Genomic DNA, 16,232 nt, shown 5'->3' with positions numbered 1-16,232 from the left:
AATGAATTTAATCGGCATTACAATAAATCATAATACTTCACCTATCGAAATCCGTGAAGCTCTCCATCTGAACAGGAACGAAATTATTGAATTAGTTCCTCTGCTTAATAAGGTTTTATCGGAGGGAGTTGTTATTTCGACATGCAACCGTACGGAAATATTCGGATTGCCGACCAGCTATTCATTAAATACAAGCTCCATCATAGAAACTCTTTTGAGCCTTAAACCCGTAACCGGAATTAAACCGGAATATTTCAGCAAATACTTTTCCTGCGGGGCTGTAAAACATCTATTCAATGTGGCTTCCGGAATAGATTCCTTAATAATCGGAGACAGCCAGATACTCGGACAGGTTAAGGAGGCATTCGAAATTTCGGAAGACCTTGCATTCTCCGGGCCTGTGCTTCATCGCCTCTTCGATACCGCAATTAAAGTAGGAAAGCGCACTATTAAAGAAACCGGGATCGGCGAAGGGGCTGTAACAGTAAGCTATGCCGCTGTGCAGGTAGTCGAAAAAATATTCGCCGGACTTGAAAAAAAGACCGCTCTGGTTATCGGCGCTGGTGAAACAGGCGAGCTGGCTGCTATTAATCTAAGAGATAAGGGAATCGGCAGGATTTCCATTTCTAACAGGACTTTAGAAAGAGCCCGGACTCTTGCGGAAAAAGTTAGAGGCGAATTAATACCTTTTGAGAACCTGAATAATCACTTCCATAATTTCGATATTATAATCAGCGCGACAAGCTCCGACAGTTATATAATCTCCTACAAAGAAATTGAATCCGCAATTAAGAGAAGGAAAGGCGCACCCATTGTTCTTATGGACATTGCAATACCGCGTGATATCGATCCCGATGTACGGAAGATAGATAACGTGTTTTATCACGACATGGATTCTTTAAAAATCATTGTTGAACAGAATCTTCAGAAAAGAAAGAATGAGATTCCCGCCGTAGAAAAAATTATAATGGAAGAGATGGTGGGATTCTTCGGCTGGTACAATGCGCTCGAAGTAGTTCCGACAATTAAATCCCTCAGGAATTTTTTCGATGAAATCCGGTCTGATGAACTCGGGAAATTAAAACATAAAATCAGTGAAGAGGATTTTGCTAAGATTGAGGACATGACCCGCAGAATGATGGGGAGAATTCTTCATAATCCAACAGTTAAATTGCGCGAACTGGCCGAATCCGGAAACGACATTCAAAAGGTTACGACCAACTCAATAATTTTAAAGGAGCTTTTTAATCTGGACTCATCTCAAAACGAAGGAAAGAAAATTGAAAAAGAATAAACTGATAATCGGATCGCGCGGAAGTGAATTGGCTTTATGGCAGGCACGTTTCGTTAAAAGAGAACTTGAAAGAAAAAATAAATACCTTTCTGTAGAAATCAGAATTATTAATACGAAGGGTGATAAGATACTTGATGTAGCTCTTTCCAAGATTGGAGATAAAGGACTCTTTACAAAGGAATTGGAAAACGAATTACTGAACGGTTCAATAGATATTGCAGTGCACAGTCTCAAGGATCTTCAGACAGAAATTCCCGAAGGATTATTCCTTGCAGCCGTTACAAAAAGGCATCCGGTGGAGGATGTTCTTATCGCTCGGAAAAAAGGGACTACCATAAATAATCTTAAGGATAATGCAGTCATTGCAACTGGTTCTTTACGTAGAAGATCCCAGATACTCCATTTACGTCCCGATGTTAAGATCGAGGAACTGAGAGGAAACGTACCTACAAGAATCAAAAAGTTTCTTGAATCTGACTGGGATGCTATAGTACTTGCAAGAGCCGGCGTTGAACGTTTAAAACTGAATAAATATATCTCATCAATAATTGATAAGGATCGTCTCCTTCCGGCAGTAGGACAGGGAGCCCTCGGTATTGAAATACGCAAGGACAATCTCCTGGCCGCAAAAATGCTTAAAAAGATTCATCATGAAAAAACATTCTTAGCTGTTAGAGCCGAGCGGGCATTATTAAAAGCTCTTGAAGGCGGATGTCAGGTCCCTATCGGGGCTTATGCCCAGGTGAAATCGGAAAGATTAATTCTTGAAGCTGTAGTAGGTTCTGTTGATGGATCGATTACTTTCAGAAAAAAAATTGAAGGTGGCATCCGTTATCCGGAAAGAACCGGTATAAAACTCGCCGGACAATTACTGAATGCCGGTGCTTCGGAAATATTAAAAGAAATATATGACAGGGAAAGAACCAGGTGAATTTGATAAAAGGGAAAAAGATTTTAATTACCAGGTCTTCGGAAGATTGCGGCACCGCATTCAATTCTCTTGTAAATTCCGGAGCTGAATTAATCTGCTTACCTACTATTAAAATAATACCTTCATACAATTCGCTGGATCTTACTGAATTGATATCGGATTCATCCGCATTTGAATTTATAATATTTACTTCATCGAATGCCGTGGAAGTATTTTCGAATCTAGTTGCGGATTATAAACCGGACTTATCACGCACCCGGGTTGCAGTAGTTGGAAGCGGTACGGCGGAAACTTGCAGATCTCACGGCATCTATATACATATTATGCCGGAGGAATTCAGTGCGAAAGGATTGATTAAAAAGTTTTCGGAACTGAATATCTCAGGCAAAAAAATTCTGATCCCGGGTTCGGCTATTTCAAGAGACGAATTAAGTAATGGATTGATGGACCTCGGCGCTTACGTTGTTAGTCTTCCTATCTATGAGACTCAGCTGATTAATAAGGATGAGGTGCCGGAAGAATTATTGAATCATCTCGATATTAAGCCGGATCTTTTCATATTTACAAGCCCTTCTTCCTTCAGGGGATATTGTAATTTGATGAATACTACCGACTGCCATAAATATTTTGAAGGAAAGATTATTTGTGCTATCGGCACAACTACAGAAGAAGCGATAAGGGATTCCGGATTGGTTGTAAATATTGTCCCTTCAACATTTAACTTAAGAGGAATTGCCGAATCAATTCTTACATTCTACCATAATACTCGCAACGTGGTTTAGCAGGAGGTTATAATTTGAAGAACGATTTGTTTTTAAGAGCCTGTAAACGTCTCCCTGTAGAGAGAACTCCCATCTGGGTAATGCGCCAGGCGGGAAGATATCTCCCAGAATACAGGGCCGTACGGGATAAATATGATTTTCTAACCATGTGTAAAACACCCGAGTTGGCCGCCGAAGTAACAATTCAACCCGTTGATCTTATAGGTGTTGATGCGGCTATTATTTTTTCGGACATTCTTGTAATACCCGAAGCAATGGGAATGAAGCTCGAAATGATCGAAAGCAAAGGCCCAAAACTTTTTGATCCGATACGAAGTGCCGATCAAATTAATAAACTGAAGAGGATTGATCCTTCCAGGGATTTGAAATATGTCCTTGATGCTCTCTCTCTTACCAAAAAAGAACTCGATGGTAAAGTGCCTTTGATCGGATTTTCCGGCTCGCCATGGACTTTAATGACTTACATGGTTGAGGGAGGGGGTTCAAAGAACTTTTCCGAAATAAAAAAGTTTATTTATAATCAACCTGACGCTGCTCATCAGTTACTGGATCTGATTGCGGATTCTGTCGCCGAATATCTCTCAGCGAAAATAGAATCGGGTGCAGACGCTGTTCAGATCTTCGATACATGGGGCGGTATACTCTCTCCAAACGATTTTGAAGAATTTTCACTTCGTTATATTTCGAAAATAATTTCATCGATCAGAAGAAAAGACCAGCCGGTAATTGTTTTCGCAAAAGGAGTTCATTACAAAATGGAAGAACTCGTCAAAACCGGTGCCGACGTTATTGGTCTTGACTGGACTATGAATCTTAATGATGTCCGATCATCGGTCGGCAATAAAGCAGCATTGCAGGGGAACCTGGATCCAACTGTACTCTACGGAACCGAAGAGAAGATCAGGACAGAAGCTAATCGGGTTATGGAGTCTTTCGGAAAAGGAAGCGGACATGTATTCAATCTTGGTCATGGAATACTGCCGGACGTTAATCCGGAAAAACTGAAGTATCTTGTAAAAGTTGTAAAAGAAGAGAGTGTACGTTTTCATTAAATGCAATAAGGAAAGAAGAAGGTAAAAAAATGTTTAATATTGATTTAGAGCTGATAAAAAAATACGACCGGCCCGGACCGAGATATACCAGTTATCCCACGGCTCCGCAATTCAATGATTCGTTTACACCGGAGAAATATCTCGATGAAGTTATCCGTACAAACAATCAGGAGAATCCCCCGGATTTATCTCTCTACTTTCATATCCCCTTCTGCGATACACTCTGCTACTTCTGCGGCTGCAATATGATAATTACACGCAACAGGGAACGTATAAAAGAATACACGCGATATGTAAAGAATGAAATTGACCTTCTCAGATCTTTCATAGTAGAAGGCCGGCAAACAGTTCAGCTTCATTGGGGCGGAGGCACACCAACCCATCTTAATCCAGATGAAATAACCGATCTGATTTCCTACATAAACGGTAGTTTCAAATTCTCACCGAATGCGGAAGAGGGATGCGAAATTGATCCGCGAGGATTGACGAAAGCTCATCTCGAGGCTTTGCGAAACGGAGGCTTTAACAGGATCAGTATGGGAGTTCAGGATTTCGACGAGAAAGTCCAGAAAGCTGTCAACAGGATTCAACCCGAGGCAATGACAAGAGAAGTAGTAGAATGGATCCGTCAACTTAAATTCGAAAGCATCAACCTCGACTTAATTTACGGATTACCGTTTCAATCGGCAGAATCTTTTGCTAAAACAGTTGAAGCAATCATCGACATTTCGCCCGACAGGATTGCGGTATTCAACTACGCTCATGTTCCTTGGATGAAGAAGCATATGGCGCTTATTAAGCCGGATGATCTGCCACTGGCGGAGGAGAAACTTGAAATACTGAAAATGACTATTGAAAAACTTACATCGGCAGGATATATATTCATCGGAATGGATCATTTTGCCAAACCGGACGACGAACTGGCAATTGCCCTGCGTGATAAAAAACTTTACCGGAATTTCCAGGGATACAGTACACACGCCGGGGCGGATCTTTACGGATTCGGAATTACAAGCATAAGCCAGATCGGGAGAAGTTATTCACAAAACGTTAAGAAGGAGAATGAATATTTTTCGCTTCTTAACGAAGGGCGGCTCCCGGTTGAGCGTGGCTACTATCTAAGCGATGACGACCTTCTGCGCAGGCATGTAATTACAAGGATAATGTGCGATTTTGAACTCGATTTCAGCGAGGTCGAAAAACTTTATCGGGTTGAATTCGAGAAATATTTTGCCGTAAGTATCGAAGGATTAAAAGAATTCATGAATGACGGCCTGGTAGAAATAAATGACCGAAAAATCGTAGTAACAGAGATGGGACGATTGCTTATTAGAAATATCGCAATGAATTTCGATAAATACATAGAACAGAAGTCCGACAAGGCCAAATATTCAAGAACGGTTTAATTGCAAAAGCCCGATCGATCGTATCGAAATGATCTTATTTAACAACAGAATCAATTCTCAATTCGGGAATATTCGAATTTGTTATTACAATTGTATAGTTTGTTCCGGATGTAATTGTAAATGATTTTGTTGGAGACACAGTTTCGTTTTGAATAACCGCAGTAGCCAGTGCTACACCTTCCAGCACATCTCTGTATCCGGTAGTTGTTCCCCAATTAACATCGTTTATATTTATAGTGTTTCCGTCCGATTGTTTAATCTGGACATTAGCTTTGTTAGACCGTTCATTCTTTACACGAATGCTCGGCGGTTCTTCGGAACAGGCAACATTCATCATAATAAAGCCCAATAAGAGTAAAACTGACAGAAGTTTTTTCATATAGCCTCCATTTTGTTCGATATAAAATACCTTGAATCAACTCAGATACAAATGTTGCATATCACACATTTATTCTGTCGGCTTTTCAGGAACCGGAGCTGATGTAAAAAATTCGCTGTAAAACCGTTCAGTATAATTCTTAGTCAACTCTTCTACCCTTTCATAACCTGGTGATGCAATTATAAGACCGGCATGAAATCTCTTCTTTAATCGCCATACAACTTCAGAATCATTAAAGGAATCCATATCGGGCCATTCCTGTCTGGCTAAGGATTGAAGAATTGCCGCATAATCGTTTTTAGATTTAGGAATTTTGTATCTGTCGTTAATTTCAAGTTTAGCCCATTCACGCCACAAATTAACTCCAGTAGAATGATAGACAAGATCAGCTAAATTAGCACCGCCGACTCTCGCAGACGTTTCAAGAAAGTAAAATTTTCCATCGCTGCTTTTAATAAACTCCGAATGGGAAACCCCCTTTAACAATCCAAGCGATTTAAGTAAATGATCATTCATACTTATCAATTTTCTCTCATCTTTCGATCCGCGTTTCATAGTTCTGCTGGAAAAGACTCTTCCCTCATGCGCTACTTCCATCGGAGGCAAACCATACTGGCTTGCTACAGCAAAAAGAACCTCTTTATTTACAATAATGCAGTCAACGTGGAAAATATCACCGGGAATAAACTTCTCTAACAAAAAATATGATTGCCTGTCGCCGAGTATTTCGAGATTCTGCCAGAGTTCATTCTCATTATTTATTTTTTTGATTCCGATCGCCCCGGCCTGCATACGGGGTTTTAATACATAGGGAGGTTCAACCTCTTTAAGATAGTTTTTAATATTGTCGTAATTCAGTATGTGAACAAAAGGCGGTACGTTAATACCATCTTCTTGGGCCTTCATCCGCATGGCCAGTTTATCTCTGAAATAACGCGCGGTAGTATCGCCCATTCCCGGCACACGGAGATGCTCTCTTAAGCGGGCGGCTTTTTCTACGTCAAAATCATCAAGTGCAACAATTCTCTCAATCTTTTCAGTCCTAGCAAGAAAACTGACAGCGTTGATCATATGATCAATATTCCATTCTTTATTTATATCGGGCATATAAAATATTTCATCAATCGATTCTTTCGGCCACGGCGAATCCTGCAGACTTCGGGAAGTCAAAAGCAGAACCCTGCAACCTTCCTCTTTAGCCTGTATCATGAAATCGAATCCCTTTTCATAACTTGAGATGCAAAGTATTGTAAGATTATTCATAATAACTCCGCTCAATTTTTCCGGCTTTATTTTATGCAAATAAGCACAATAACACAATTAAAAAGTTATAAAAAGAAGTCACCTTACTTCATTTGTTCCTCAATTTTGCATTAAAAACTTAGCCGGAATTGCTTAAATTTGCACCACATTTAATGAATATATAAGAAAGGATTTTTATTGTCTAAAGTTGCTGTTGTACTTTTTAACCTTGGCGGCCCGGATAGAATAGAATCTGTTGAACCGTTTTTATATAATCTTTTCTGCGATCCCGATATTTTCAAACTTCCATTTGGCCAGAAAACATTTGCCCGTTTGATTTCAAGCCGCAGGGCACCAAAGGTATCCGAAGAATACAAACTTATCGGCGGTAAGTCACCGCTGAATGAATGGACTGAAATACAGAGAGCAGAACTCGAAAAAAAATTAAGTATGATTAATCCATCAGTCGAGGTTCATACCGCAATGCGGTACTGGAAACCACTGACCGATGAAGTTGCAAAAAAAATTGAATCGGGTAATTACGCGAAAATAATTCTGCTTCCGCTTTATCCTCATTATTCTATTACAACAACAGGATCTTCATTTAATGAGTGGAAAAGACATTACCGCGGGGATAATTCAAAACTGGTATACATTGAAAGTTATCAGACAAATCCCGGCTATATCCGGGCGCTGAACCAGCGGATTAATGAATCCCTCAGTTCTTTTACGGATAATGTAAGAAAAGATGTTCAACTGGTTTTCAGTGCGCACGGAACTCCCGTAAGCCTTGTTAAAAAAGGAGATCCGTACAGTAAACAGATCAGCGAAACTGTTGATGCAGTAATGAGAGACCGGGAATATTCACACAATCATCATCTATGCTTCCAGAGCAAAGTCGGACCCATGAAATGGCTTGAGCCTGCTACCGATACGATGATCGAAGAGCTTGCGTCAAAAGGTTATAAGCATCTGCTGATAATACCGATCAGTTTTGTTTCGGATCATATTGAAACTCTTTTTGAACTGGATATTGAATACAGACACGTAGCCGATGAGAGCGGAATCGAAAATTATACCGTGATGAAAGGATTAAACGATTCTCAATTGTTTATCAATGCATTAGTCGAACTCGTGAAAAGTGAGATATAAGTCAATTGTATATCTATTTGCAGTCCGGTGTTTCACTTTTCCCGTTAATATAAAATGAAACGAAGAGGAAAAAATGAATGCCAAATTAATTATTATTTTCATTCTATTAATAACATCTATGAATAACGCACAAAACAGAAATCAGGATAATCCGTTCTTCAGAGAATGGAAAACACCCTATGAAACTCCCCCGTTCAGCCAGATTAAAACAGATCATTTTCTACCTGCAATTGAAGAAGGAATAAGACTCGAAAAAGCCGAAATAGAAGCCATTGTAAACAATCCGGAAAAACCGACTTTCCACAATACAATCATTCCGCTCGAAAAATCGGGTGAATTCCTAGGCCGTGTAAACAGAGTCTTCGGCGCTCTAAACGGTGCAAATACGAATGATGAACTCCAGAAGATCGCCCGGGTTTCGACTCCAATGCTTGCCAAGCATCGTGATGATATCGCACTGAACGAAAAACTCTTTGAACGGATAAAATCGATATATCTGGAAAGCGCGAATCTTACAGAGATCGAGAGAAATGTTCTCGAAAGCTATTACAAGAACGCAGTAAGAAACGGTGCCGCATTGGATGAGGCGGGAAAAGAGAAGCTTCGTAAGATCAATCAGGAATTATCAATGCTCGGGCTGAAGTTCAGCGAGAATGCCCTGAAAGAAACAAATGCAATTGCACTTGTAATCGATAAGAAAGAGGATCTGACCGGATTGCCTGAAGATGTTATAAATGCTGCCTCCGAGCTTGCCAGTTCGAAAAACATGGAAGGTAAATGGGCGTTCTCACTTCAGAAGCCGAGTTTTATTCCATTCCTTCAGTATTCGAAAAAGCGCGAACTCAGAGAAAAATTATTTAAGGCATATATTAACCGCGGAAACAACAACAACGAATTCGACAACAAAAACATTGTTTCGCGCGTTACATCTCTCCGGGTTGACAGGGCTAATCTTCTCGGCTATAAAAACTATGCCGAGTATGTTCTCGAAAGAAACATGGCACTAAATCCTGAAAACGTTTATAAGTTTCTTCACGACTTGTGGACACCTGCAATTAAACGTGCTGAAATGGAAGTTGCAGATATGCAGAAAATAATTGATAAGGAAAAGGGTAACTTCAAACTTGAGGCATGGGACTGGTGGCATTATGCAGAGAAAGTGAAAAAAGAAAAATATGATCTCGATGAGTCGATGCTCCGCCCATATTTTAAAATGGAAAATGTAAGAGCCGGAGCTTTTTATGTAGCTGAAAAACTGTACGGAATAAAATTTATTAAAAGAAACGACATTGCAGTTTACCATCCAGACGTTGAAGTATTTGAGGTGCAGGAATCCGATGGAAAGCATATCGGAATTTTCTACAGCGATTATTACCCCAGAGACGGTAAAAGAAGCGGTGCATGGTCAAGCGGTTTCAGGGGACAGTCTAATATCGACGGAAGGCTTATTACTCCCCTTGTTTATAACGTGGGCAACTTTTCAAAACCGACCGCGGATAAACCGGCATTGATGAGCATAGACGAAGTAAAAACGCTGTTTCATGAATTGGGTCACGGGCTTAATTCCCTCTTCTCCAATTTCGATTATCCGGGCGGGAGAAATACTCCAAGAGATTTTGTAGAACTCCCGTCACAGATTATGGAAAACTGGGCTCTCGAACCGGAAGTACTGAAGGTATATGCAATGCATTTTCAGACTGGACAGATTATACCGGATCAGCTGATTGAAAAATTGAACAACTCAAGTCTCTTTAATCAGGGATTTGAAACAGTTGAATACCTCGCAGCTTCATTCCTTGATATGGACTGGCATATGCTTACAGATAACACAGGCCGGGATGTCGAAAAATTCGAAAAGGAATCCTTCAAAAAAATCGGACTGATTCCCGAAATTGAATCGAGGTATCAGAGTACTAACTTCGGCCATATAATTGGCGGATATGCTGCCGGATATTACAGCTACATCTGGGCTGCCGTTCTCGATTCTGATGCATTCGAAGCTTTCGTTGAAAAAGGAGACCTATTCGATCGGAAGACGGCCGATGCTTTTAGAAAATTTATTCTCGCGGTCAGCGGATCTGATGATTCAATGGTTCTTTACAAGAAGTTCAGAGGACGCGAACCGAAAGTTGATGCCCTGCTTAAAAGAAGAGGATTAAATTGATTATTGAGTAAAGGGATTAGCTACCAAAGCTTTCCCTTTCATTTTTTACGGAAAGATAAATGAGTATTAATAAATCTGTTGTTATAATCGGAGCCGGGATTTCCGGTTTGGCTACCGCTTATTGGCTTAGCAAGGAAGGTTTCGATGTAAAAATCCTTGAATCTAAAAATGAAGCCGGCGGTGCAATGGAAACATCGAAGGAGAATGGATTTCTGATTGACTACGGCCCTAATTCGGGACTGGAAACAACTCCATTAATCCGTCAACTCGTTGATGAAGCCGGGCTTAGCAGCGAAATGATCTATGCAAACGAGTCGTCAAATAAAAGATATATTCTAAGGAATAACGAATTACACGCCCTTCCTACTTCCCCTCCGGCTTTTATAACTACCGGATTATTTTCAACACGTGCAAAATTCCGGATTATGTGCGAACCATTCATCGGAAGATCGAGCGACGGATATTACCAGAGTATGTCAGAGTTTGTTAAGAGAAGATTGGGAGAAGAATTTCTGGATTATGCAATTGATCCTTTCGTGAGCGGTGTATTCGCGGGAGATCCGGTAAAATTGAGCGTTAAATCGGCATTCCCGAAGCTTTACCGGCTGGAAGAGTTATACGGAGGACTTGTTAAAGGGATGATCAAAGGTTCAAGGGAAAGGAAGAAACGCGCCGAGCAATCGAAGCAGAGCGCTAAAATGTTTTCTTTTATTAACGGAATGCAGTCCTTCCCTATCGCTATTGCAGACAAATTGAAATCGAATATACAATATGGCAGCAAAGTAATAAGCATTGAAAAAAATTCCGGTAAGTGGCTGGTTAAATATGAAATTAACGGCAGCATATCGGAAATTCAAACCGATCTGGTTTTATCTACAGTACCGGTTCAGACTGCAGCAGGGATTTTCGGTAAAATAGATCAGGAGTTTAATAAACATTCGGAAGAAATTTATTATCCTCCGGTTATGGTACTTTATCTCGGCTTCAGAAAAAAAGAGATAGGAAGGGACCTGGACGGATTCGGTTTTCTGATTCCATCTAAAGAGAGAAAGAATTTTCTTGGTGCAATCTGGAGCTCTACAATTTTCCCGGGCAGATGCGATGAAGATAACGCCGCATTCACGCTATTTGTCGGAGGTGCAAGGTCGCCTCACCTGTTCGACATTGATAAAAGCAAACTCGTTGATATTGTCCTAAGTGAATTTAAACAGATAATGAAAATAAATTCAGATCCTGTTTATATAAAAAATCGATTGTGGCAGAAAGCGATTCCGCAGTACAACATTGGCTACATAGAGCATGAAAATTATTTTGATAAATTTGAGAAAGAGAATCCCGGAATTTTTATAAGCGGTAACTTCCGCGGCGGAATCTCTGTGGGGGATTGTGTAAAAAATTCTGAAATAGTGTTTAATAAAATCAAAGCATCTATAAATGTGTGACTCTGCGGTTGTCTATACCTAAGAGACACAGCAACACGGAGAAGGAGAATCAATGGCTACATTTCCAACAAAAAGATTGAGGCGACTCAGATATAATCCGCTTGTGCGCGATATGGTCCGCGAAACAATTCTAACAAAAAATGATCTTATCTACCCGCTCTTTATTGTTCCGGGCAGTTATGTTAAAAATGAAGTGAGGTCGATGCCCGGAGTATTTCAGATGTCCATTGATGTCGCGGTTGAAGAGTGTAAAGAGGTCGAAAAACTCGGTATCCCCGCAGTAATTCTATTCGGAATTCCGGATCATAAAGATGAAGTCGGTTCAGGCGCTTACGATCCAAACGGGATTATTCAACAGGCTGTTCGGGCTATAAAGTCCAACGTAGAAAAATTAATCGTTATAACAGATGTCTGCCTTTGCGAATATACTTCGCACGGACATTGCGGGGTGCTGGACGGCGAGAATATTCTAAACGACGAAACAGTATCACTTCTCGCTAAAGAGGCAGTATCTCATGCCCAGGCAGGGGCCGATATAATTGCCCCGTCGGATATGATGGACGGACGCGTCGGCGCTATCCGCAAAGCTCTCGACTATAAGGGATTCACCAATATACCGATTATGAGTTACGCAGTTAAATATGCTTCTGGATTCTACGGGCCGTTCAGGGATGCTGCTGAGTCTGCTCCGGCATTCGGCGACAGGCGATCGCATCAGATGGATGTAGCCAACAGCAACGAAGCCCTCCGCGAAGCCGAAAGCGACATTGAAGAAGGCGCTGATATGATAATGGTTAAACCGGCCGGCGCTTACCTCGATATTATATGGCGTGTAAAAGAGAAATTTGGTATGCCAACTGCCGCCTATCAGGTTAGCGGTGAATATGCTATGATTAAAGCCGCCGGGAGAAACAACTGGATTGATGAGGAAAGAGTAATGATCGAGTCTTTAATTGCTATTAAACGTGCCGGCGCCGATATGATTCTGACCTATTTTGCAAAGGATGTAGCTAAATACCTTGATAGAAAATAATATCTGTTGAATCAGGAATCCCTTAATAAAATTTTCGCATTAAGGGTAAGAGTATGATCAAAATTAATGCTGCAGAAAGAAAACGGTAAAGAGATTTCCGATGTTATTATTCCCCCGGAAGATGGAAGTTTAAGAAGGTTCCTGCCGGAGAAAAAATTCAGCATTCAAAATACGTTTGCTGCGCTCTCCTATCCTAATTACAGATTGTGGTTCTGGGGACAGATGACTTCCCTTTTCGGATCGTGGATGCAGTCAACCGCATTCGCGTTCTTCATATTCGAGCTTACAAAATCGCCTGCATATCTCGGATACGTAGGATTTGCAAGCGGAATTCCAGCATGGTTTTTTTCATTCTACGGGGGTGTTGCAGCAGACCGGCTCCCCCGCATCAAAATATTGTTTGCAACACAGACAGCAATGATGTTAATGGCATTTATTCTTGCCATCTTTACTTTTTCTGGCATAATCGAACCGTGGCACCTGCTTCTCTTTGCATTTCTAAGTGGAATAACAAACGCGTTTGACGCACCTACTCGTCACGCTTTTGTAAACGAACTTGTTGATAAAGAAGATCTTGTTAATGCAATAGCCCTTAACTCTACAATGTTTAATACGGCAACAGCCGTTGGCCCTGCCCTGGGAGGAATTGTTTACGCTCTCTTCGGGCCTGCCTGGTGTTTTACAATTAACGGAATTTCATTTACTGCAGTTCTGTACAGTTTAACTCGTATGAAATTAAAAAGGATCGAGATTACTAGAAACAGCAATTCTGTTTTTTCAGAAGTTGCTGATGCTATAAAATATCTGAGAACCAACAAAGTGATCTCAGGGATCCTTCTGATAACCGCTATGCTGAGTTTCTTCGGGATGGGACTTGTAACATTATTTCCGGCATGGGCTGTGGATATATTACACGGCGACTCAACGACCAACGGATTTCTTCAATCAGCCCGCGGATTTGGAGCCGTTATTTTCGCACTGGTAATCGCAACCGTCAATAAATACATAGATAGGGGCAGGTACCTTGTTTACAGCGTTATTACGCTTCCGGTATTGATTTTCCTTTTCTCATTCAACCGTTCATTTGTTCTTTCTGTTGTTCTGCTCATTTTTATAGGCGGGATGATCATTACTCAGTATAATCTGTCCAACGGATTAATTCAGACTAATGTTGATGAAAAATTCAGGGGAAGGATATTAAGTTTTTATACGTTTACTTTTTTTGCTCTTTATCCTCTCGGGTCGCTCTGGATCGGATATGCCGCCGAACACTTCGGTATTGCCAGTGCCGTATTAATAAATTCTGTTATACTTTTTCTTTTCTTTCTGCTATTTAAAATCCGTAGCAGCAATATCTCGGTTCTGCGTTAATCTATACCTCTATTTCCTTCGGATCCGAATCAAGTTTAACAATTCTCCATTCATTTTCCTCTATGTCAAAGTCTGTTATCTTTTCGAGAGGTACTTTCAAATACTTACCTGTTGCAGTAGCAGCCACTTCCCCGTTTTTCAGAATAATCTCACCGGTCCCTTCAAACATACGGCTGTTCTCGCTTGTTATCCGTCCTATTACTTTTAATTCCTCATTCAACGGAAGAGGTTTTTTGAATTTCACATTTAACTCAACAGTAACGCCCCATACTTCCTCTTCGTATCGGTTAAGTATCGCCCGGCCGATAGTTTCATCCAGGACTGTGGATGCGATTCCCCCGTGAAGCCTTCCCGGATAACTCTGGTGTTCTTCCGAAGGGGTGAACAGGCCTATCAGTTCCTTATTCTCAGTAACATAAAAATGTGTGTGTATCCCGAATTTATTTTTCAATCCGCAGACAAAGCACAATTTGGAGTTATTCTGTTTACCGGTAATTTTATGAATCATTAATTCCCTCAAATGATATTTTCTACACTCTAATTTAGAAAAGAATTGGAAAACAATTCCTTATACAAAAGCCTCACCGGAATGATTTTTTTGAAATCATTTATTAAATAGAACAATTTCTAGGGCAATTTTTTATCTGATAAGTATAATTTCTATTTTGCACCACGAAAAATTTGATTAGGAGAAATAATGACAAGAAGTGAAGCTTTATTTCAACAGGCAAAGAATTTCATACCGGGAGGAGTCAACTCACCCGTCCGCGCATTTAAATCGGTTGGAGGAAATCCTGTATTTATGAAGAGCGGAAGCGGCTCAAAAATGTTTGATGTGGATGGAAATGAATATATCGATTATATCGGAAGCTGGGGACCGCATCTGTTCGGTCATAATCCCTTGTTTATAACCGAAGCGCTCAGAAAGGCAATTGATGCGGGCACTAGTTTCGGTGCCCCGACCGAAATAGAGGTTAAGATGGCGCAATTGATTACAGAACTGGTTCCTTCAATTGAAATGATAAGAATGGTAAATAGCGGAACCGAGGCAACAATGAGCGCGATACGAGCCGCTAGAGGTTTTACAGGTAAAGAGAAAATTATCAAGTTCGAAGGCTGCTATCACGGACATGGTGATTTTTTTCTGATCAAAGCCGGAAGTGGAGCTCTTACTTTCGGAGTTCCCACATCTCCTGGTGTGACAAAAGGGAATGCCGCCGATACACTTGTTGCTGATTATAACAGTATTGAGTCTGTTCAAAAAGTAGTTGAGCAGAATAAAAATGAAATTGCCGCGGTGATTATTGAACCGGTTGTTGGAAACATGGGGACTGTTATACCGGGAAAGGAATTTCTGGGCGACCTCAGGAAATTATGCAGTGAAGAAGGAATTGTTCTAATTTTTGATGAAGTCATGACGGGGTTCAGGCTCTCGCAATCCGGTGCCCAGGGTATATTCGGAATAAAACCGGACCTTTCCACATTCGGGAAAATTATAGGCGGAGGATTACCGGTTGGAGCTTACGGCGGCAGAAAAGAAATCATGGAAATGGTTTCACCAAGCGGACCGGTTTACCAGGCTGGAACTTTGAGCGGAAATCCGCTGGCAATGAGTGCCGGTTATGCTGCATTGACGTATATAAAAGAGAATCCCGGGATTTATGATCAGCTCGAAGAAAAATCCGCCTACCTTGCTGAAGGAATTAAAGAATCTATAAAGAAAGCTAATAAAAATTACCAGCTAAACCGTGTCGGCTCAATGATGACGCTCTTTTTCACCGATGAAAAAGTGACTGATTATAATTCGGCAGTTAAATCCGACACCGGATTATTCGGCAGGTATTTCCACGAAATGCTTAAGCGCGGGATCTATTTACCGCCGGCACAGTTTGAAGCGATGTTCGTTTCGGCCGCTCATACTAAAGAGGATCTTGATAAAACAATCGAAGCAAGCAATGAAGCTTTCAAAGTAATTTTATAAACC

General features: G+C 40.8%; 14 protein-coding genes. 11 read left to right on the top strand and 3 right to left on the bottom strand.

Going from position 1 to position 16,232, the window contains the following annotated elements; genetic code table 11:
* The first annotated feature begins 1 nt into the window (after position 1).
* From hemA to hemN, 5 genes are read left to right on the top strand one after another with little or no spacing between them, the layout of a single operon-like run.
* Positions 2 to 1,294 (top strand): glutamyl-tRNA reductase, encoded by a 1,293-nt coding sequence (gene hemA, locus PLZ15_12055; GenBank protein ID HOI30480.1) that lies wholly within the window; start codon positions 2 to 4, stop codon positions 1,292 to 1,294.
* A complete protein-coding gene (gene hemC / locus PLZ15_12050; GenBank protein HOI30479.1) occupies positions 1,281 to 2,225 on the top strand; it encodes a hydroxymethylbilane synthase in 945 nt (314 codons plus the stop codon). Before hemA ends, hemC begins: the two co-directional genes overlap by 14 nt.
* Positions 2,222 to 3,007, top strand: coding sequence for a uroporphyrinogen-III synthase (locus PLZ15_12045; GenBank protein ID HOI30478.1), 786 nt, complete (start codon positions 2,222 to 2,224; stop codon positions 3,005 to 3,007). Before hemC ends, PLZ15_12045 begins: the two co-directional genes overlap by 4 nt.
* Before the next feature lie 14 nt (positions 3,008 to 3,021).
* The gene (hemE, locus tag PLZ15_12040) at positions 3,022 to 4,059 is read left to right on the top strand and encodes a uroporphyrinogen decarboxylase (GenBank protein ID HOI30477.1); all 1,038 of its coding nucleotides are present in this window, start codon (positions 3,022 to 3,024) and stop codon (positions 4,057 to 4,059) included.
* A gap of 29 nt (positions 4,060 to 4,088) precedes the next feature.
* Positions 4,089 to 5,465, top strand: a complete 1,377-nt coding sequence (hemN, locus tag PLZ15_12035; GenBank protein HOI30476.1) for an oxygen-independent coproporphyrinogen III oxidase — start codon at positions 4,089 to 4,091, stop codon at positions 5,463 to 5,465.
* 34 nt (positions 5,466 to 5,499) lie between these two features.
* On the opposite strand, the gene PLZ15_12030 is transcribed toward hemN, so the two are convergent.
* Together PLZ15_12030 and PLZ15_12025 are read right to left on the bottom strand one after the other, a co-directional pair.
* A complete protein-coding gene (locus tag PLZ15_12030; protein ID HOI30475.1) occupies positions 5,500 to 5,844 on the bottom strand; it encodes a hypothetical protein in 345 nt (114 codons plus the stop codon).
* A 69-nt stretch (positions 5,845 to 5,913) separates the two neighbouring features.
* Positions 5,914 to 7,107 carry an ATP-grasp domain-containing protein gene (locus tag PLZ15_12025; GenBank protein ID HOI30474.1) on the bottom strand — a complete coding sequence of 398 codons (1,194 nt, stop codon included), beginning with the start codon at positions 7,105 to 7,107 and terminating at the stop codon, positions 5,914 to 5,916.
* Between the two features lie 177 nt (positions 7,108 to 7,284).
* On the opposite strand from PLZ15_12025, the gene hemH reads away from it, so the two are divergent.
* From hemH to PLZ15_12000, 5 genes are all read left to right on the top strand, one after another.
* Entirely contained in the window at positions 7,285 to 8,238 is a 954-nt protein-coding gene (gene hemH, locus PLZ15_12020) for a ferrochelatase (GenBank protein ID HOI30473.1), read from the top strand.
* A 73-nt stretch (positions 8,239 to 8,311) separates the two neighbouring features.
* A complete protein-coding gene (locus tag PLZ15_12015; GenBank protein HOI30472.1) occupies positions 8,312 to 10,402 on the top strand; it encodes a M3 family metallopeptidase in 2,091 nt (696 codons plus the stop codon).
* A gap of 59 nt (positions 10,403 to 10,461) precedes the next feature.
* Positions 10,462 to 11,844 (top strand): protoporphyrinogen oxidase, encoded by a 1,383-nt coding sequence (hemG, locus tag PLZ15_12010; GenBank protein HOI30471.1) that lies wholly within the window; start codon positions 10,462 to 10,464, stop codon positions 11,842 to 11,844.
* Between the two features lie 52 nt (positions 11,845 to 11,896).
* Positions 11,897 to 12,877, top strand: coding sequence for a porphobilinogen synthase (gene hemB, locus PLZ15_12005; protein HOI30470.1), 981 nt, complete (start codon positions 11,897 to 11,899; stop codon positions 12,875 to 12,877).
* A gap of 66 nt (positions 12,878 to 12,943) precedes the next feature.
* On the top strand, positions 12,944 to 14,248 hold the full coding sequence (locus PLZ15_12000) for an MFS transporter (GenBank protein ID HOI30469.1): 1,305 nt from the start codon (positions 12,944 to 12,946) through the stop codon (positions 14,246 to 14,248).
* Between the two features lies 1 nt (position 14,249).
* On the opposite strand, the gene PLZ15_11995 is transcribed toward PLZ15_12000, so the two are convergent.
* Positions 14,250 to 14,756, bottom strand: a complete 507-nt coding sequence (locus tag PLZ15_11995) for a PaaI family thioesterase (protein ID HOI30468.1) — start codon at positions 14,754 to 14,756, stop codon at positions 14,250 to 14,252.
* 189 nt (positions 14,757 to 14,945) lie between these two features.
* Here PLZ15_11995 and hemL point away from each other — a divergent pair, with 189 nt between their 5' ends.
* A complete protein-coding gene (gene hemL / locus PLZ15_11990; protein ID HOI30467.1) occupies positions 14,946 to 16,229 on the top strand; it encodes a glutamate-1-semialdehyde 2,1-aminomutase in 1,284 nt (427 codons plus the stop codon).
* Positions 16,230 to 16,232 lie beyond the last annotated feature (3 nt).

It is taken from the genome of Melioribacteraceae bacterium, assembly GCA_035362835.1.
Classification (GTDB): domain Bacteria; phylum Bacteroidota; class Ignavibacteria; order Ignavibacteriales; family Melioribacteraceae; genus DSXH01.
Note: the sequence above shows the minus strand (reverse complement) of the source record. Positions and strands in the feature narration are given on the sequence as shown.